We start from the raw sequence: 18,316 nt of genomic DNA, 5'->3' as shown, positions 1-18,316 counted from the left end.
TTTTTCTAAAATCATACGCATCCAAGGTGTTCCTTCACGACAAGGTGTACATTGTCCGCAGCTTTCGTGCGCGTAAAATCTTGCTAGCGTTAAGGTATGTTTAACTACTGACTGATCTTCATCTAAAACGATAAATCCTCCAGAACCCATCATCGTTCCGGTAGCAAAACCACCATCAGCAAGTGATTCATAATTCATTATTCTTGGTTCACCATTGATGGTTTTCAACAATAAATTTGCAGGAACAATTGGTACAGAGCTTCCACCTGGAATACATGCTTTCAATTTTTTACCATTCGGAATACCACCACAATACTCGTCAGAATAAATGAATTCTTCTACAGTAATGGTCATATCGATTTCGTAAACTCCTGGTTTGTTGATGTTACCACAAGCCGAAATTAATTTCGTACCTGTCGAACGGCCAACTCCAATTTTCGCATATTCTGCTCCCGTGATGTTAATAATTGGAACAACTGCAGCAATCGTTTCGACGTTATTTACAACGGTTGGAGATTCCCAAAGACCTTTAACAGCTGGGAAAGGTGGTTTCAAACGAGGGTTTCCTCTTTTTCCTTCCAAAGATTCTAAAAGGGCAGTTTCCTCCCCACAGATATACGCTCCAGCGCCACGATGAACGTAAATTTCTAAATCGAAACCAGTTCCTAAAATATTTTTTCCTAAAAATCCGGCCGCTTTTGCTTCATCAATCGCAGTTTCTAAAATCTCTACGATCCAGGCATATTCTCCTCTGATATAAATGTAACCAGTATTAGCACCAAGAGCGAAAGAGGAAATAATCATTCCTTCAATTAAAAGATGGGGAATAAACTCCATCAAATAACGGTCTTTGAAAGTTCCAGGTTCAGATTCGTCAGCATTCACCACCAAATATCTTGGTACGCCTTCCGGTTTTGCAAGGAAGCTCCATTTCATTCCTGTTGGAAATCCGGCACCACCACGACCTCTCAGTCCAGAAGTTTTCACTTCTTCGGTAATAGCGTCGGGAGTCATTTTGAAGGCTTTTTCCACCGCATCGTAGCCACCTTGTTTTCGGTAAACTTCGAACGTGTGAATTCCCTCGATATGTGCGTCTTTAAGTAAAAGTTTTTTACTCATTATTCTTATAAATTAATCCAAAGCAAGCGCTCCCTGTCTGCAAAGCTCAAGGATTTCGTTTACTTTTTCTTTTGTTAAATGTTCGTGATAAAATTTCCCGACTTGCATCATCGGAGCGTAGCCACAAGCGCCAAGACATTCTACGGTCTTCAAAGTGAATAATCCATCTGCAGAAGTTTCTCCCGCTTTGATGTTTAAAGTGTCTTTAATATATTCAATAATATCATCGCTTCCGTTCAGCATACAAGGTCCTGTTTGGCAAACTTCTAAAACAAATTTTCCGACAGGTTTCATATTGAACATGCTGTAGAAAGTCGCTACTTCGTAAACCTCAATTGGTTTTATTTCTAGAAGTTCCGCTACATAATCCATTACTGGAACCTGCAACCAACCATCAAATTCTTTTTGCGCTAAATGAAGCACTGGAATTAACGCTGATTTTTTTCTTTCGACCGGATATCTTGCGGTAATTTTATGAACCTGAGCTAATGTTTCAGGTTTAAAAGCAATCGTTTCGCTCACGTTTTTAAATATTTTATTGATAAAATGGATTACTTTATAATGGGTAATCCAAAATTTATAATTCTAATTAGGCGTCTAATTCGCCGGCAATAACATTCATACTACACAAGGTTAAAACCGCATCTGAGATCGGTGCACCCTGTATCATTTCCGGATAAGCCTGGTAATAAATAAAACAAGGTCTTCTAAAGTGAAGTCGGTAAGGAGTACGTCCTCCGTCGCTTACCAAATAAAATCCTAGTTCTCCATTTCCGCCTTCAACACTATGGTAAACTTCTCCTTTCGGAACTTCAGTTTCTCCCATCACAATTTTAAAGTGATAGATCAAAGCTTCCATATTATTATAAACATCTGCTTTTTCTGGAAGATAAAAATCAGGAACATCTGCATGGAAAGGTCCAGCAGGTAAGTTTTTATAGGCTTGTTCGATAATTTTTAAACTTTCCCAAACCTCTTGTTGGCGAACCATAAATCGGTCGTAGGTATCTCCGGCAGTTCCAACCGGAATAATGAAATCAAAATCTTGATAAGAAGAGTAAGGAGTTGCCACACGAACATCATAATCAACACCAGCCGCTCTTAAATTCGGACCTGTAAATCCGTAACTTAAAGCTCTTTCCGCGGAAATAGGTCCGGCTTTGATCGTTCTATCCATGAAGATTCTGTTTCTTTCATTTAAAGAACAGAATTCACCCCAAATTCTGGGGAATGTTTTTAACCAACCACTCAACAGCTCATGAAATTTAGGACTAAAATCTCTTTCGAATCCACCAATTCTTCCCATGTTGGTCGTTAATCGTGCTCCACAAACTTCTTCATACATTTCATATACTTTTTCTCTTTCTCTAAAGAGGTAAGTTAATCCTGTAATCGCACCTGCATCCATTGCGGTAACTCCGTTGCAAATCATGTGATCTGTAATCCGAGCCAGTTCCATCATAATAACACGCATATAATCTACACGTTTGGGAACTTCACAACCGATGAGTTTCTCCACGGTCATATGCCAGCCTAAATTATTAATAGGCGCCGAACAATAATTCATTCGGTCGGTTAGCGTGGTAATCTGAGTAAAGTTTCTGCGTTCAGAAATTTTTTCAAAAGCGCGGTGAATGTATCCAACAGTTTGCTCAGCGTGAAGAATTCTTTCTCCATCCATTGTAAGGACGTTCTGGAAAATTCCGTGAGTCGCCGGGTGCGTTGGACCAAGATTTAAGGTGTATAATTGACCGTCAATTTGTTCCTTAGCTTCGTGTTGGTTCAGTATATTGGAGAGTGCGTTGTCTTTCATAATTTTTTGACTTTAAGTAAAAAGGGTTTCCTTTAAACCAATTATCTTCCGAACATTTTATCGTCTTTGTCGGTTCTGGTACCATCTTCCAAACGATATTCTTTCAACATTGGGTGATAGCCCAAATCTTCCATATTCAAAATCACTCTTAAATCTGGATGACCTTTAAATTTAATTCCATAGAAATCAAAAGTTTCTCTTTCCATCCAGTTGGCACCAGCGTAAAGATCAGTCATGGTATCAACTTCAGCATTTTCTCTCGGCATAAAAACCTTTAGACGAATTCTAAAATTAGTCATCATATTATGAAGGTGATAAATAACGCCAAGTTCTTTTTCAGGATTTTCTGGATAATGAATACCGCAGATGTCTGTTAAAAAATTAATTTGAAGTGAAGAATCCCTTAAATGATGAATCACCTTTTTGATATCTTCTTTCTTTATTTCTAAAGTTAGGAAATCATAAGGCGTATCGTGAGAAATTACAGATTCGGGAAACTCTCTGGTAATTGCTTCTAAAACAAATTCATTCGTCATTTCTATTAATCTATATCGTAAGATGCTAATAATTGTTGGTACTCTGGCAAATCTCTTCTACGGATGCTTTCACTTTCGCATAAAGCTTGAACCTGCATAACGCCTTCAATAATTTGTTCTGGTCTTGGGGGACAACCCGGTACATAAACGTCAACTGGAATAATTTTATCAATTCCCTGTAAAACGGAATACGTATCGAAAATACCACCGCTTGAAGCACAAGCTCCAACAGCAACGACCCATTTTGGCTCAGCCATTTGAGTATAAACTTGTTTTAAAACCGGACCTAATTTTTTAGAAATGGTTCCACAAACCATCAACATATCCGCTTGTCTTGGCGAAAAAGAGTTCTTTTCCATTCCAAATCTAGAGGCATCAAAAGTTGGATTTAAAGTAGCCATAAATTCGATTCCGCAACATGAGGTAGCAAAAGGCAAAGGCCAAAGGGAAAATTTCCGAGCCATACCAATCACACTGCTGAGTTTGGTGGCAAAAAATCCTTCTCCTTCAAAACCGTCTGGCGCTTCCGCATCCATTCTTATTACTGGTTTATTATCAGACATTTTAATTTTCTTAAAGTTACTAAAAAGTTATTTTTACACTATTTATCCCAGTCGAGTGCACCACGTTTCCATACATAAAGGAAAGCGATGAAAAAGACAGAGATAAAGGTAAGAACTGCGAAGAATCCTTCAACCCCAAATTCACGGATGTTTACCGCATAAGGATAGAAAAAGACGATCTCGATATCGAACAATACGAAAAGTATTGCAGTCAAAAAATACTTAACAGAAAAGGGAGTTCTGGCGTTTCCTTCTACTTCTACACCACATTCGAACGCTTCATTCTTTTTCGTAGACGTCGACTTTTGTCTTGGTCCTAAAAAATGAGTTCCTAAAATGGAGAGTAAAACGAAACCAGCAGCTACCGCAATCTGAATAATAATCGGGATATAATTTTCGGGAAGATTCATCTTAACATTATTTTCTTAATCAGGCAAATTTAAGGAATTAACTTTTATAGAAAAAATTATAAACCTTAAATATCATTGTTAGTGCGGAAATATTAAATAGAGAGAATTAATATGCTACTTTTTGCCGGTATCCTTGATTCTTTTTAAAAGCAGATAAGCCAGGTAACCGATGTATAGAAATAAAACGCTCGCAAACAGTATATTGATTCCTTCATTCAAACGGTCGTCCTGAACCTGAAAAAACTGGTTGTAGATGATAAAGGCGACAATTAAACCTGCGTATATATAAAGTTGTTTTTTCATATTATTTTGCTTCTTCGTTCTGAATTTCCATAGAATAAGTCCGGCGGCGTTTATGATTGACCGGATTATAATCTTGCCAAAGAACCTGCACACTTTTATTTTCTTCAAGTTCCGGATTGGTTTCCAAAATTTTCACGCCTTTTTTGCTGAAGTTTCGCCAGATTTCTTTAAATATAATTGATGTTACCCCACGTCTCTGATATTCTGGATGAATTCCAATCAAATAAAAATTTGCCCGTAAATTTTTCTTTCCGGCCTGCAAAAAATGGTACCAACCGAAAGGAAATAATTTCCCATTGGCTTTTTGTAATGCTTTAGAGTAAGAAGGCATGGTGATGGCAAATGAAATCAATTCATCATGTTCATCTACGACGCAAACAATATAATCTTTATCAATAAAATTGAAATATTTATCACGATAGGTCTTGATTTGTTCGTCGGTGATAGGAGTGTAGGTTGAAAGCGTTTTGTAAGTTTCGTCTAAAAGTCTGAACATGGGCTCTACATAAGGAAGGATTTCCTTCTTGCTGTTAAACTCCAAAACTCTTAATTTATATTTTTCAGCAATCAGATGACTGAATTTCTGAACTTTTTCTGAGAGGACTGTTGGGAAATCCAATTCGAATTCTACCCATTCTTTTTCTTTCACTAAACCTAACTGCTCTAAATGCGCAGGATAATATTCAAAGTTGTACAACCCGATCATGGTAGCAATTTTGTCAAATCCCACGGTCAACATTCCAGATTTATCTAAATTGGTAAAACCCATCGGCCCTTCAATTTTAGCCATCTTTTTTTCTTTGGCGTATTCAATCGCAGTTTGGATTAATGCTTTCGTAACTTCTAAATCATCAATAAAATCTAACCAGCCGAAACGCACCTTGCTGATGCCCAATTCGTTTACTTCTTTATGATTGATCATCACCGCAATTCTACCAGCAACTTTTCCGTCTTTGTAAGCAAGATATCTTTTGAACTCGGAATAGTCTAAAGCCGCGTTTTCTTCACGCCTCCAGATGTTTTTTTCATCGTTAATTAAGGGCGGTACATAATTTTTGTTATTTTTGTAAAGTTCCATCGGAAATTTGATGAAATTTTTTAAATCATCATCGGTTTTTACTTCAAGAATCGTAATCACATTCATCAGGTTTAGTTTGGAAAAAACAAAGATAAATCATTCGTGCAAAACTAAAAACTTTGGCACGTTTTTTATTAACATATAAACGTTTATTAAAATTTAAAAACTAAAAATAAAATGACAGGTTATTATTTAATTATCGGAATTTCAATGCTGGTAAGTTGGTTGGTTTCATCGAGGCTTAAATCAAAATTCGCACATTATTCGCAAGTTCATTTGCGCAATGGAATGTCTGGTAAAGAAGTGGCAGAAAAAATGTTGAGGGACAATAATATCAATGATGTTAAAGTGATTTCAGTTCCCGGACAATTGACCGATCATTATAATCCAGCAGACAAAACAGTTAATTTATCCGAAGGCGTTTACATGCAAAGAAATGCTGCTGCAGCTGCAGTTGCGGCTCACGAATGTGGACATGCTGTTCAACACGCAGTTGGTTACTCTATGTTGCAATTGCGATCAAAGTTGGTTCCGATGGTTAACATCAGTTCTAATTTAATGCAGTTCGTCTTAATAGGAGGTATCGTATTAATGGGAGCTACCAGAACAATCGAGAATCCAAATGGAAATACAACGGTTCTTGCAATAGGTGTAGCGCTGTTTGCAGTGACTACGCTCTTTTCCTTCGTGACTTTGCCAGTAGAATATGATGCGAGTAACAGAGCCATGAAATGGTTGAAAGATACAGGTACTGTAACCGCAGAAGAATATGTTGGCGTTAAAGATTCTTTGACTTGGGCAGCCAGAACTTATGTGGTAGCGGCTTTAGGATCATTAGCTCAGCTTTTATATTGGGCTTCTATGTTGATGGGAAGAAGAGATTAGGAAGAGCCAAGTAAAAAGTAAAAAGATTCAAGTTTAAAAGAAGATTTTTGTTACAATAGAAGGTTCTTCTATTTAATTTAAAAATTCAAACGAAATATTTTGCATCTCAGACAATTGTTCTGAGATGTTTTCTTTTTCAGAGGTTTTCAGTTTGGCTGAAATAGTACATTTCTCCTCTGTTTGAAAGTCGATGATTTTTGCTCCGAATTTATTGAGCAAAGTAAAAATCACATTCTGCTGATTAAAATCAAATTGGATTTCGATATCAGATTGCAATTCTTTGGTGATGATCTGACAGGATTCTAAAGTGAATTTTGCCGTTTCTTTATACGCTTTCACTAAACCCGAAACGCCTAATTTTGTCCCACCATAATATCGAACAGCAATCACTAAAATTTGGGTAACATTATTGTCTAGCAATTGATTATAAATTGGTAAGCCCGCACTTCCAGAAGGTTCACCATCGTCATTCGCCCGGTAATTCTCGCCTGTGATTCCCAACCGAAACGCGTAGCAATGATGCGTCGCTTTTGGATGTTCTTCTTTCACTTTTCCCAAAGCTTCTTTCACCTCTTTTTCATTTTCGACGGGAAACGCAAAGCCGATGAATTTGCTTCCTTTTTCTTTAAGAAGCATATTGTCAACTGGTGATTTGATCGTGTCATAGGAAAACTCCATGATTAAGAATTTTTATAGAATTCGATCGTATTGTCTCGAAATTGTTTTGCTTCAAACTTTTGAGCTTTGAAGTTCGGAGCGTTAGTTCCCTTCAATAAGTGCAGCTTTTCGTTTTTGATGATGATGGTTTCATCCCGGAGATTCTCGTCGATAAACTGTTGAAGAGTAAAATGACCACCTTCAATGATGACCGATTGAATATGCTGTTCAATTAGTTTTTGCATTAAATTTTCTAAAAAATTTTCTCTAGAAATTTTAATGAAAGTGATATTTTCTTCGATGGATTCTTTATCTGAATTGAAAACAATTGTTTGCGCTTCCTTATTATACAGATTGAAATGTGGCGGAACCTTTAATTCAAAATCAATTAAAATTCTGACTGGATTCCGACCTACAACCTCACGCGTTGTCAAACTGGGATTGTCGGTCAAAGCAGTCTGAGTTCCAACTAAAATTGCATGTTCCTGACTTCTTAATTGATGAACAAACTGCTTCGTTAGTGGATTTCCTATTTGAGTTGGTTTAAAATCTTTATCTAAAAATCCATCAGCAGATTCTGCCCATTTTAAAATGATGAAAGGTCTTTGTTTTTGATGGAAAGTAAAAAACCGTTTATTCAACTCCTTACATTGCTTTTCCAAAACTCCAGAAATAACTTCAATTCCGGCATCTTCTATAATTTTTTTCCCTTTTCCATTCACTTTGTCGTGAGAATCCAGAGTTCCGATGACTACTTTTTTAAAACCAATTTCCACAATTGTAGTAGCGCATGGCGGCGTTTTCCCAAAATGAGCGCACGGCTCCAACGAAACATAAATGGTGGACTCCTTTAATAATTCAGAATTTGTCACACTGTTAATAGCGTGGATCTCGGCGTGAGCTTCTCCAGCTTTCTCATGAAAACCTTCACCAATAATTACGTCATTATGTACAATAACGCAACCGACCATTGGGTTTGGATAGGTTTTGCCTAAAGCTTTCTGCGCCAGATCAAGACAACGCTGCATGTAAATTTCGTGGTTCATCTGAATTAAAAAACACTCAACAAGTGGTCGAGTGTTTTATTTTTTATAATTAAAAATTAATTTTGAGGGACAACTTTAATCTCCGGGATTTTAAATTCAATCATCGTGGTAATGAGATGATCTCTTTGTCTGGCCAATGACTTTGCCGAAGATTTTAAATCGCCATACATTCTTGTTGCGTGAGCTAAAATCAGGAAACTTTTATTCGTGCCGTTGTCATACGTTTTAAAACGATACACGTTGTACTCGATAAAAGAATCTCCTTTTTCTGGACTTTCAGAAATAAAATAATCAACGATATATTCTTTTCCATCCGGACTTTCAATCACATTTACTTTCGCAAATTTATCTGACTTTTCCCGTTGCTGAATTCCCTCTACTTTCTGACGAACTGCTAACTCCATTTCTATTTCTTTATTGAAATAGGAGAAGTCGAGTAGTTTCGTAAAATCTTCGATTCTCTCATCGCTGGGCAAATATTGCTGACGAGAAAGCGTCTTGGACATTGGCTTGCTCCACGTTAAAAAATATTCGGTTCCATCATATTCAATCGGACCCGGAATTGATAACAGATCCGGAACGTCCTGTGCTTTAACTAATGATAAAGTACTGATCAAAAGCAGTAGAAATATTTTTTTTAATATCATCTTTTATTGATTTTCGCCAATGAGAATACTGTGCAAGCTTTGTTTCATACTTTCGAGTTGCGATTTTTTATCATCGATTTTTTCGTAAGTTTCGCGTAACAAAGGATTTTCACGGGATGGATTGCTAAAGAACCCAAGGTTGTTTTCCATCTTCACGATTTCAGCTTCCAGATCAGCAATTTGATTTTTGATTTTTCTGGCTTTATCCGTAACCTGATTTTCAGAAAGTCCCTCTTCTCTTAGATCATACTCATGAATCTTATTCAGTTTCAATTTGTCGCGAAGTACTTTGTTAAACTCTGTATTAATGGTAATCTTCTCTCTTGGAACTTTTCCGATGGCATTCCATTTTGATTTGATCTGCTCTATTTTTTCTACACTTCCTTCTTCATCGCCGATTGCTTTTAACTCATCAAGAAGTGATCTCTTAGTTTTGAAATTCTCTTTCCAGTTATCGTTCGTAGCGTTGTTTTTCTCTCTGTAATTATTAAAGAAAGTATTGCAAGCTTCGCGGAAATCATCCCAAACTTTATTGGTCATGCTTCTTGGCACGTGACCAACTTTTTTCCAGTCTTCCTGTAATTTTTTAAATAAAGGAACCGTGATTTCCCATTCCTCAGATAGCATATTGTCTTTGGCAGTTTGAATCAGATTTAATTTTTCATCAAGATTCGTTTGTTGAGAATTCTTTAAACCTTTGTAAAATTCGTTTTTCTTAACATTAAAGTTTCTGAGATGCTCTTTGAAATCATTCCAGTTTTGATTAGAAACTTTTCTTGGAACATTTCCTAATTTCAGGAATTCAGTTCGTAAAGCTTCTACTTTCTTAATGGAGTTCTGCCAGTAATTGTGATTCGTTTCTTTAACGGCAGCGGCCATTTTTTTGATTTCCTCGATAATCTCATTCTTGCGAACCAGGTTATCGTTTTGTTCCTTTTCGATCTGTTCGGTCAGTTCCGATTTTCTATCGTGAATTTTATTGGAAATCTCTTTGAATTCGTCCCACGTTTTTTCTCTGAATTCTTCTGCAACCGGTTCTGCTTCTTCTTTCCAAAGTTTATGAAGATATTGCAGTTCATTCAACGCTTTCTGCACAGAAGGTTCGGATTGTAATTCTTTCGCTCGTTCAATAATGTGCTGCCTCTTTTCCAAGTTATGCGCAAATTCCTGCTCCATATATTCTTTGTTCATATCAAGCATTTGATAGAACTGGTTTAAATGGTGGAAGTAGTTATTGTTCAGTAATTTGAATTCAGATTTGGCAACTTGTCCTGCATTTTTCCAGTCTTCTTTAATTTCGCGAATCGCTTTGAAAAGATTGGTTCCTGCTTCGGTGTTGGTATAGAGATTTTTAAGACTGTCAATAATCGACTGACGATGCTCTAAATTTTTATGGTGATTTTCTTCTTGCTTCTTGTGATATTCATCGTTCTTTTCACGATAAACATGCAAAATTCCAGAAAGTTTTGCCTGCGACGGGTGTTGATTGCTGAAAAGCTCAACTGGATTTCCGGCCGCTACAAATTCACTTTTTAGATCTTCAGTTTGATCGTGAATCAAATGATTCGCCTGCTCTTTTAACTGATTGAATTTTTTGAAATGAGCACCAGCATCCTCTTTGTTAACAATGGTTTCCATTGCTGTTAAAACTTCAGTCAATGATAATGATTCGATGCTCTCTAATTCCTCTTCATGATTATCCTGCTCCTTTTCATCCTTTTTATCGGAAGTAGAAGCAACATGATCTTTCACATTCTCTGAATGAGGAGTTGATTCTTCAGTGTCCGACTGTAAATTTTGTTCAGTCAGGTTATTCGTTTGTTGATCGTCTTGTTTTGGAGTGTTATTTTCCACAACATCCTGCTCGGTTACGCTATTTTGCTCAGTGTCGATCTCGTGCTCAGTAACCTCATCATTTGAAGAAATTTCGACATCCGGACTTAATTCCAAAGCTACTTCTTCCAGGATGAGTGTGCTTTCATCTGTATGTTTGCCAATCTCTGGAGTTATATTTGGTTCGCCTGTTTCTGCACTGGTTTCTAAAAGTGCTTCGCCTAATACCGGTGTTTCTTCCTCCGGATCTTTTTGAGGTTCTGGTTTCTCCTGTGGTTCTTCTATCGCAGGTTCGTCCATTTCTGTGGGTGGCGCATCTTCATTTGCACTTGGAGTTTCAAAGGGATTTTGATCTAAAATTTCTTCTTGCTCAGGTTTCTTGTCGTGGTTCTCAGAAAGTGAATCTTCTGTAATCATAGCAGTCGTTTTATTTTATTTATCGGGCTTCTTATTTTTCATAGTAAACCGTGCACTAAATTAACTTATTTTTTTTGAACATTCCAAATTTCCCAGGCTTTTTCTGCTTGTTGTTCAAGCATATAAAAACCATTGACCGTTTTTGCCTCATTTTCAGAAGCCATTTTAATAAACGAAGTATAATCAGGATTGTAAATAAGATCAATAACTAAATGCTGAGAAGTCAATCCTGCAAAAGGAAAATCAAGACAATCTTCCACCTTTGGAAACGTGCCGACAGGTGTACATTGGATAATCAAAGAATGATTGGCAACGATTTGTTCTGTCAAGTTTTCAAAATTCAGATCGCCAGTTCTGGTAACGGTTTGGTAAGTGATACCGTGTTTTTCTAAAATATATTTCACCGCTTTTGCGGCGCCACCATTTCCTAAAATTAAAGCCGATTGATGATGGTCTTTTTTATGAAGTAATAATGTTTTTTCAAATCCAAAAGCGTCGGTATTAAATCCTTTTTTGATATTGTCTTTGATGAGAATGGTATTGACCGCTCCAATTTTTTCAGCTTCATCACTCAGCTCATCGAGATAAGGAATTATTTTTTCTTTAAAAGGAATCGTCACATTAAGTCCAGTGAGGTTTTGGTTTTTGAAAACCTGGTCAACTTCCGCAATATCATTCAGATCAAAAATAGAGTAGGTATGATTTTTTAGAAATAACTTTTTAAACTTCGTTTCAAAATAATTTTTAGAAAAAGAATAGGAAATATTTTTCCCGATAAGGCCGAGTTTGATGTGTTGATCCATAAGTCAAAATTAAAAAAAAGACTGATGTAAACCATCAGCCTTTCGTAATATTTATTTAAATTATTATTAATTACAATTCCGAAGATAATAATCGAAAACTTTCAAGATCTTATTTCCGAAAACAAAATTTTTAGTCTGTAAATCGTTGATCATTTTTGGACAGTAATCTGCGAAAATTTCGACAGCGTTCTCTTCAAAAAGTTTATTGTTACCGACTAATAAAAGGTGGTATCCATTATCCTTTATTTTACTTATGAAACCCAAAGGTTTTGGCACATTCGATTTTTTTTCCTTCACAAAGTACCTGTTGTAATAATCGGTGATGAAAGTGTTGTCTTCTTGGGAAACTTTAAAGTTGATCCAAAGGAAATCACAAAGTAGATCCAGATCTTTCCCTTCTTTAACCATTACCATTGTAATCCATGCACTTTCATACGACAATTCTTCAGCCTTTTCTTTTGGTTTATGATATTTACGATAGTGAAACTTTGTACTTTCAAACTGCTCCAGCGTTGGTTTCACAAATACAAACTGAATTTTTTGATCTTTCTTGTTATAGATATAAATTGATTTAATTTCAGAAACATCAAATTTCAGAAACGATGACTTTCTTTTTCTTTCACTATCGTACAAAAACATTTTGTAAAGGTCTTGTGGTTCTCTATTTTCCACGTCATAATAATCAAGTTCAGACAGATAACCTGAATGCTGTTTACCATCGGTAGTAATAATTTTCGCTTTAAAATTCCAAAAAAAATACGCGAACGAACTTAGTAAAAAACACAGCAATAAAATTCTCTTTTGCATTTTTGATACTATAGTTATTGAATAATAAACTTAAGACTGTTTCTATCCACTCTTAAAATATAAACTCCTTTTGGTAAATTTTTAAGCATGATCTTATTGCTGTTTTTGAAGGGTTGAGAAATGGTCAGCACCAGTTTTCCACTATAATCAAAAATCTGCGCTATTTCAATATTACCTAAATTCTTACCGCTGATGTTCAGCTCTCCATTTTTAACAGGGTTTGGATAAATCGTTAAATTAGATTTAGTAGCTGCATTTTCATTGGTGGCTAAACCATCATCGTAGCAGGTCCATTTCATGTCATCAATCGCGACACGGTTTGAAGTACTGCTATTCACCAAACTAATTTCCACGTTTCCAGAAACGTTAAGTCCGGTCACGGTTGTGGTCGTGATGACGTTACTGTATGGAATCGTTTTTCCGGTATCTACATCATTAATGACAATTTTAAAAGTTCCGCTTCCTCCAGAGAATTTTCTTTGGGTGGTCACTGTAAGATCACCGATTCCGTTCGGTGCCGATAAGGCGGTTAGAAAACCGTCTCTGACGGTGATCGCTCGACCATTGATCGTTTCATCGGTTCTGGAATCTTCAGAAGTCCAGGAAATTCCATTGCTTGTCCAGTTATAAGTAGAGTAGGTAGAAGCCGCTACCGGAATCGTTTCGAAATTTTCATCACCACAGTTTAAGCCAATTGCTTGAGTAGTCGCAGTTACAGAGTTACTTGGCGGAGAAACATTTCCGGCCGCATCTTTTGCCACTACATAAAGCGTATAAACGGTAGAAGGATTCAGGTTCGCAATATTAGAATTGGTATCGGTGGTCGACCCCATCAATTGTCCATTTACATAAATGTCATAAGAGGCAACGCCGATATTATCGGTTGCTGCGGTCCAACTGATCGCAACACTATTGGTTCCGACAGAGCCTAAAGTTAAATTGGTAGCTGCTGTTGGCGCTTCATTATCGATTAAAGTAGTTCCGGTAGCGGTATTACTTTGCGGAGAAACATTTCCTGCCGCATCAGAAGCGATGACATAGAAGGTGTAAGTTGTTCCTTGGTTCAATCCCGAAACAGTTGCTGAATTACTACTCGAGTTCATGTGGAAAATACCATCAACGTAAACTTTATAATAAGCTACGGCGATATTATCGGTAGAAGCCGTCCAGGTTAAATTGGCGAAAGTGGTAGAAGTAGAAGCAACTGCTAAATTGGTCGGTGTAGAAGGTGCTTCGGTATCGATGATCTGCGTTCCCCAAATTGTTTGAATCCATTCTGGGTGATCAATAAAAGGATTTCTGTTTCCTTGAAAAATATAGGAAGCATTGTTTCGAACCACTTCTGCTGGAGAAACCGGATCCTGTGCGGCCCAGGTCATCAACACGTCTTTTTCCCATTCCTGTAAACCTGGATAAGCAGAGCCACCCAACATTCCGCCGGATGAAAATGTTGAAAGTCTTGTTTCATATCGGGTTACAAAATAGAAAACCATTCTCGCGATATCGCCTTTAAATTCATCAATCGGTTCGAAAACCGTTCCCGTGTATCCAGCAGATACAGAAGGTCCGGTTTTACTTCCATTCTTTGATAAATAAGAAGGGTTGTTTACTTTTCCGAACGGATAGTTGCTGCGCATTCCATTTACTTTTCCATCAGTTGGACGAATATGGTGAACATCAGAAACCATGGGTGCTTTTTTACCAAAGAAACTTTGTGGAATCACGTGTTCCCGGTTGTAACAGTCGCCTTCAATACTGTAATTTCCACATTTTTTCTGACCGTGTCTGTAGGTATAAGGATCGGCACCGTTGGGATTTTCAGAATACATATCGAGAACACTTCCGTCATTTTCATAAAAGCTGTCGGTGTCAGTGGAAGGATAGGCACTAAATAATCCGTCATATCCTTTATCCTGAGCTCCGGCTGAAATAATCTGGCTGAGTTTTGTTTTTAACGCGGCTCCGGTTAAACCAGAAGTGCCGTTGTAATAATTAGCAGGTGCCTGCGCTAAAGTCATGCTAAACAAAAAGCCCAGCAAAAGAGTAGTCAATTTCTTCATAATATTTATTTAAATTGGGACAGTAAAGTTAGAGAATATTAATTCATTAGAAGATAGGGGCAATATGAAAAATGTAATGCAGTCATAATTTTAGGATCATTGAAAGATTTCACTAAGTGATTATAAATTCTTTTTAGATAAAAAATAAAAACCAGCAACTTACAATAAGCGCCGGTATATTTTAAAGTTTCTTGAAATTATTGAACAATGAATTTCACAGACTGTTGATTGGTTTTTAAAATATAAACGCCTTTCGTTTGGTCTTTAAGAATGATCTTCGGTGAGTTTTTAAAATTCTGATTAACGGTTTGAATTAATTTTCCATCCATTGAATAAATCTGAGCACTGGTAAGTTCTCCCACACCATAACCGTGAAGATTCAACTCGCCATTTCTAACCGGATTCGGATAAATAGAAACATTCTTTTTTAAGGATGAAGTTTCGGTGGTAGAAAGGGTAGAGGTCCAGATCAAATTCACCCACTCTGGATGATCAATAAATGGGTTTCTATTTTTCTGTCTTGCATAGATGGCATTGTTACGGTCAATTTCTTGTTGAGAAACGGGATCCTGAGCCGCCCATTTCAAAAGTAAATTAATATACCATTGCTTATAACCTCTGTCAACCGTTCCATCCAAAGGATTGGCAGCACTCTGAAACTCTACAAACGAAGTCAGTTTATCTTCATATCGCGTTACAAAGAAAAGGTGCATTCTGGCAAAGTCTCCTTTGAAAGCATCAATCGGTTCGAAGATGGTTCCATTATATCCTGGAAAATTAGAAGTACCGATCTTGCTGCCGTTGCTGGAAGTCCAAGCTGGTGAACTCGTTTCTCCATAAGGAAAATTTCCCCGCTGGCTATTCACATAATAATCTGAAGGTACGACAAAGTGAGCATCATTCGCCATTGGCACCATATTTTGTCCGCCAAAATAACTTTTGGGTAAAGAGTGTTCACGGTTGTAACAAAAACCTTCTCTATTCTGATTTTGAGATCCACATTGGTTTCCACCATTGTTGAAAGATCCAATCTTATATTCATAAAGATCCAGACCCGCTGGTTTTTCGGAATACATATCGAGCAAAGTTCCGTTGTTTTCAAAATATTTATCGACATCAGAGGTCGCGTAGGTAATCCATAAACCACCGTAACCTAAATCCTGTGCTCCACTGGCTTCAGAAATTAGGGTGTTTAATTTTGTTTTTAAGGTGTAACCAGTTAATCCGTTGGTTCCATTGTAATAATTAGCTGGAGCTTGTGCAAACGAAGAACCTGTGATGGTTGCTGCGATTAAAAAAGTAAAGATTTTTTTCATTTCAAAATGATAATTAAAGTGCGTTTTTTTAAAATTAAAATGGCCTTTTTTAAGAAGTGAGGACATCAAAATCGACGACCAACATCCATTTAAAAAAGGAGGTCAAAGGTACTTAAAAAACTAGAGCAAAAATTAATCGGCTTTGAAATGACTTTTATTCACCTTAGAGAAAAGCCATGCGACAACCAAACCGAAAATTCCGGCGGTAGCGCTTACGATGAAAAAGTTCTTGGCGATAATGCGAACGGGGAAAGCCAAATCAGTATTACTGCCGGCCTTAAAGAAACCAGTGTTAATTTGAATAAAACACATGATCGTTCCTAATATCAACCCGCTGATAATCCCAAAAATAACGATCAAAAGACCCGTATAAAAATAAATATTCCGCAATGATTTCAAATTCATTCCTAATGAAATCAAAGATTTTGCCTGTTCTTTTTTATCCAGCTGCAAAATAATAATCGCACCAGCTAAATTAAAAGTGGTAATGAAAATCACCAACGCAAAAATCAGATAAATGAATAGTTTCTCCGTATTGATCATTTTCCAGAAAGCGGCATTTTCTTCTTTCTTGGTTTTTAAATCATAGTTACTTCCCAATAGTTTTGAAAGTTGCTCTTTAACCTCATCCGCTTTTTCAGGATTTTTCAATTTGATGACGATCTGATACGCAGAATTTTTTGGCAAATTCAATAATTCCTGCGCCAGTTCGATTGGCGAAATGATTGTATTGTCGAGTTGATCATTACCCGGAAAAATGCCGGAAACATAAATGTCTCGTTTGGTAAAAATATCTTCTTCCTTGCTGATCATTCCCGTGCCAGGTTTCGGCATCAGGATCGTAGCGTAATCAGCACCTTCACCCACTGGAATGGTCAGTCGGTTATCCAGCTTGTTTTCCATCAAGACTTCGTTGGAAAATTTAAAACTCGGATAAGTGCCGTAGAAAATATTCTTATTAATAGGATTGACGAAAATGTAGGCAGAATCTACCCCACGAAGATTGGCAATATCCCCGTTCTCGCGAAAACGAACGTAAGCCTTTTCTTCAATTACTTTCGAATAATGAGCAATCTCTTTATTTGCACCAATTATTTTGGTAGCTTTCTCAATGTTAGGAAGCACTTTTCCTTTGGCGCTTTTAACGGTAAGGTCCGCGTGAAGATTGGTGATCAGATCCTGATTAAGATCCTCTAACCCAGAAAAAACAGAAATAATAATAAACATCGCAGCCACGGCAACCATCATGGCCACTGCCGCCAGCCACGTAATAAAAGTGACAGCGGTACTTCCTTTCCGAGCCAGAAGATAGCGGGTAGCGATATAAAATGAAGTGTTTTTCAAAAGAAAATTACGGTTTACAACAGATTAAAGGATCGGATTATCACCTTCGCCTCTCAATTCTTTTTCAATTTTTTCAACGTCATCCAAAGTCGTGTCCAGATAAAAATTCAGTTCCGGAATAATACGAACCTGTTTACCCATTTTCTGTCCCAGAAAGTTTCTGTACTGAGTTTTGTTCACCAGAATTTCCTTCATAATCGACTGTCGGTATTCTGTTGGGAAAATACTCAGGTAAATTTTGGCAATGCTTAGATCCGCCGTTACTTTCACATCAGATACGGAGATTAAAAAAGACTGTTTGCTTTCCGAAGCTTGTTTGCGGAAGTATTCAGCGAAATCTTCCTGTATCACCTGGGCGACTTTTCTTTGTCTGTTGCTTTCGTTCATGGCGCAAATTTACTACTTTTGTTTGAATTATTTTGGGCGTGCCCTTTTTTTCCAGCCCCAACAATGCCAGTGCAAAAAAAAGGTCGGTCTATGGGCAGTCGCTTTTTTCTGCCACCGCCAAACCAGCCGCAGAAAAAGAGCTCCAACAATGCCCTCCGGCCTCACGCAAACCCGATCTAAAATGAAAACCAATTAATAGTTCAAAAATTGATCAACATCTGAAGTTTTTATATTTTGACTTTTCGTTCGCTCACTTTATTTTAATATCATCCATCATCCATCATCCATCATC

19 protein-coding genes are annotated in these 18,316 nt (G+C 37.1%); 1 reads left to right on the top strand and 18 read right to left on the bottom strand.

The window, feature by feature from the left end; translation table 11 throughout:
• The 8 genes from nuoF to ACEYOS_RS14020 all read right to left on the bottom strand — a co-directional run.
• Positions 1-1,119, bottom strand: a 1,119-nt coding sequence (gene nuoF / locus ACEYOS_RS14055) for an NADH-quinone oxidoreductase subunit NuoF (protein WP_373797602.1), incomplete at its 3' end; no start/stop codon positions are given.
• Positions 1,120-1,131: 12 nt separating this feature from the next.
• Complete coding sequence (nuoE, locus tag ACEYOS_RS14050) at positions 1,132-1,641, bottom strand: NADH-quinone oxidoreductase subunit NuoE (protein WP_373708024.1); 510 nt, start codon at positions 1,639-1,641, stop codon at positions 1,132-1,134.
• Positions 1,642-1,708: 67 nt separating this feature from the next.
• Complete coding sequence (locus ACEYOS_RS14045; protein WP_373739326.1) at positions 1,709-2,932, bottom strand: NADH-quinone oxidoreductase subunit D; 1,224 nt, start codon at positions 2,930-2,932, stop codon at positions 1,709-1,711.
• Positions 2,933-2,973: 41 nt separating this feature from the next.
• Positions 2,974-3,468 (bottom strand): NADH-quinone oxidoreductase subunit C, encoded by a 495-nt coding sequence (locus ACEYOS_RS14040; RefSeq protein WP_373739327.1) that lies wholly within the window; start codon positions 3,466-3,468, stop codon positions 2,974-2,976.
• A 5-nt stretch (positions 3,469-3,473) separates the two neighbouring features.
• Positions 3,474-4,031, bottom strand: coding sequence for an NADH-quinone oxidoreductase subunit B (locus tag ACEYOS_RS14035; protein ID WP_373739328.1), 558 nt, complete (start codon positions 4,029-4,031; stop codon positions 3,474-3,476).
• A 38-nt stretch (positions 4,032-4,069) separates the two neighbouring features.
• Positions 4,070-4,441: an NADH-quinone oxidoreductase subunit A gene (locus ACEYOS_RS14030; RefSeq protein ID WP_373797601.1), complete on the bottom strand. Its 372-nt coding sequence runs from the start codon at positions 4,439-4,441 to the stop codon at positions 4,070-4,072.
• A 114-nt stretch (positions 4,442-4,555) separates the two neighbouring features.
• On the bottom strand, positions 4,556-4,744 hold the full coding sequence (locus tag ACEYOS_RS14025) for a hypothetical protein (protein ID WP_373708248.1): 189 nt from the start codon (positions 4,742-4,744) through the stop codon (positions 4,556-4,558).
• Between the two features lies 1 nt (position 4,745).
• Positions 4,746-5,888, bottom strand: a complete 1,143-nt coding sequence (locus ACEYOS_RS14020; RefSeq protein ID WP_373708249.1) for a GTP cyclohydrolase — start codon at positions 5,886-5,888, stop codon at positions 4,746-4,748.
• A 111-nt stretch (positions 5,889-5,999) separates the two neighbouring features.
• Between ACEYOS_RS14020 and ACEYOS_RS14015 the strand changes: the two genes are divergently transcribed.
• Positions 6,000-6,707 (top strand): zinc metallopeptidase, encoded by a 708-nt coding sequence (locus tag ACEYOS_RS14015; RefSeq protein WP_373708250.1) that lies wholly within the window; start codon positions 6,000-6,002, stop codon positions 6,705-6,707.
• Positions 6,708-6,779: 72 nt separating this feature from the next.
• Here ACEYOS_RS14015 and ACEYOS_RS14010 read toward each other — a convergent pair whose 3' ends face one another.
• The 10 genes from ACEYOS_RS14010 to rbfA all read right to left on the bottom strand — a co-directional run bounded on the left by ACEYOS_RS14010 (position 6,780) and on the right by rbfA (position 18,024).
• Entirely contained in the window at positions 6,780-7,385 is a 606-nt protein-coding gene (locus ACEYOS_RS14010) for a YigZ family protein (RefSeq protein WP_373797600.1), read from the bottom strand.
• 2 nt (positions 7,386-7,387) lie between these two features.
• The gene (gene ribD / locus ACEYOS_RS14005) at positions 7,388-8,410 is read right to left on the bottom strand and encodes a bifunctional diaminohydroxyphosphoribosylaminopyrimidine deaminase/5-amino-6-(5-phosphoribosylamino)uracil reductase RibD (RefSeq protein ID WP_373708252.1); all 1,023 of its coding nucleotides are present in this window, start codon (positions 8,408-8,410) and stop codon (positions 7,388-7,390) included.
• A 56-nt stretch (positions 8,411-8,466) separates the two neighbouring features.
• Positions 8,467-9,057 carry a hypothetical protein gene (locus ACEYOS_RS14000; protein ID WP_373708253.1) on the bottom strand — a complete coding sequence of 197 codons (591 nt, stop codon included), beginning with the start codon at positions 9,055-9,057 and terminating at the stop codon, positions 8,467-8,469.
• Positions 9,058-9,060: 3 nt separating this feature from the next.
• Positions 9,061-10,866 (bottom strand): DUF349 domain-containing protein, encoded by a 1,806-nt coding sequence (locus tag ACEYOS_RS13995; RefSeq protein ID WP_373708260.1) that lies wholly within the window; start codon positions 10,864-10,866, stop codon positions 9,061-9,063.
• 506 nt (positions 10,867-11,372) lie between these two features.
• The gene (locus tag ACEYOS_RS13990) at positions 11,373-12,110 is read right to left on the bottom strand and encodes a shikimate dehydrogenase (protein WP_373708254.1); all 738 of its coding nucleotides are present in this window, start codon (positions 12,108-12,110) and stop codon (positions 11,373-11,375) included.
• Positions 12,111-12,176: 66 nt separating this feature from the next.
• Complete coding sequence (locus tag ACEYOS_RS13985) at positions 12,177-12,917, bottom strand: hypothetical protein (RefSeq protein WP_373708255.1); 741 nt, start codon at positions 12,915-12,917, stop codon at positions 12,177-12,179.
• A gap of 14 nt (positions 12,918-12,931) precedes the next feature.
• Positions 12,932-14,977, bottom strand: coding sequence for an endonuclease (locus ACEYOS_RS13980; protein WP_373708256.1), 2,046 nt, complete (start codon positions 14,975-14,977; stop codon positions 12,932-12,934).
• A gap of 197 nt (positions 14,978-15,174) precedes the next feature.
• A complete protein-coding gene (locus ACEYOS_RS13975; protein WP_373708257.1) occupies positions 15,175-16,293 on the bottom strand; it encodes an endonuclease in 1,119 nt (372 codons plus the stop codon).
• A 132-nt stretch (positions 16,294-16,425) separates the two neighbouring features.
• Positions 16,426-17,637, bottom strand: a complete 1,212-nt coding sequence (locus tag ACEYOS_RS13970) for an ABC transporter permease (RefSeq protein ID WP_373708258.1) — start codon at positions 17,635-17,637, stop codon at positions 16,426-16,428.
• A 24-nt stretch (positions 17,638-17,661) separates the two neighbouring features.
• Positions 17,662-18,024 (bottom strand): 30S ribosome-binding factor RbfA, encoded by a 363-nt coding sequence (rbfA, locus tag ACEYOS_RS13965; RefSeq protein WP_373708259.1) that lies wholly within the window; start codon positions 18,022-18,024, stop codon positions 17,662-17,664.
• Positions 18,025-18,316: the final 292 nt, after the last annotated feature.

Source organism: Kaistella sp., from assembly GCF_041824135.1.
GTDB lineage: Bacteria > Bacteroidota > Bacteroidia > Flavobacteriales > Weeksellaceae > Kaistella.
Note: the sequence above shows the minus strand (reverse complement) of the source record. Positions and strands in the feature narration are given on the sequence as shown.

What these genes read in the sequence shown, in the direction of transcription:
- ACEYOS_RS14045 (WP_373739326.1), bottom strand. Translation starts at nt 2,932, where the DNA reads ATGAAAGACAACGCACTCTCCAATATACTGAACCAACACGAAGCTAAG.
- ACEYOS_RS14040 (WP_373739327.1), bottom strand. Translation starts at nt 3,468, where the DNA reads ATGACGAATGAATTTGTTTTAGAAGCAATTACCAGAGAGTTTCCCGAA.
- ACEYOS_RS14035 (WP_373739328.1), bottom strand. Translation starts at nt 4,031, where the DNA reads ATGTCTGATAATAAACCAGTAATAAGAATGGATGCGGAAGCGCCAGAC.
- ACEYOS_RS14030 (WP_373797601.1), bottom strand. Translation starts at nt 4,441, where the DNA reads ATGAATCTTCCCGAAAATTATATCCCGATTATTATTCAGATTGCGGTA.
- ACEYOS_RS14025 (WP_373708248.1), bottom strand. Translation starts at nt 4,744, where the DNA reads ATGAAAAAACAACTTTATATATACGCAGGTTTAATTGTCGCCTTTATC.
- ACEYOS_RS14020 (WP_373708249.1), bottom strand. Translation starts at nt 5,888, where the DNA reads ATGAATGTGATTACGATTCTTGAAGTAAAAACCGATGATGATTTAAAA.
- ACEYOS_RS14015 (WP_373708250.1), top strand. Translation starts at nt 6,000, where the DNA reads ATGACAGGTTATTATTTAATTATCGGAATTTCAATGCTGGTAAGTTGG.
- ACEYOS_RS14010 (WP_373797600.1), bottom strand. Translation starts at nt 7,385, where the DNA reads ATGGAGTTTTCCTATGACACGATCAAATCACCAGTTGACAATATGCTT.
- ribD (WP_373708252.1), bottom strand. Translation starts at nt 8,410, where the DNA reads ATGAACCACGAAATTTACATGCAGCGTTGTCTTGATCTGGCGCAGAAA.
- ACEYOS_RS14000 (WP_373708253.1), bottom strand. Translation starts at nt 9,057, where the DNA reads ATGATATTAAAAAAAATATTTCTACTGCTTTTGATCAGTACTTTATCA.
- ACEYOS_RS13990 (WP_373708254.1), bottom strand. Translation starts at nt 12,110, where the DNA reads ATGGATCAACACATCAAACTCGGCCTTATCGGGAAAAATATTTCCTAT.
- ACEYOS_RS13985 (WP_373708255.1), bottom strand. Translation starts at nt 12,917, where the DNA reads ATGCAAAAGAGAATTTTATTGCTGTGTTTTTTACTAAGTTCGTTCGCG.
- ACEYOS_RS13980 (WP_373708256.1), bottom strand. Translation starts at nt 14,977, where the DNA reads ATGAAGAAATTGACTACTCTTTTGCTGGGCTTTTTGTTTAGCATGACT.
- ACEYOS_RS13975 (WP_373708257.1), bottom strand. Translation starts at nt 16,293, where the DNA reads ATGAAAAAAATCTTTACTTTTTTAATCGCAGCAACCATCACAGGTTCT.
- rbfA (WP_373708259.1), bottom strand. Translation starts at nt 18,024, where the DNA reads ATGAACGAAAGCAACAGACAAAGAAAAGTCGCCCAGGTGATACAGGAA.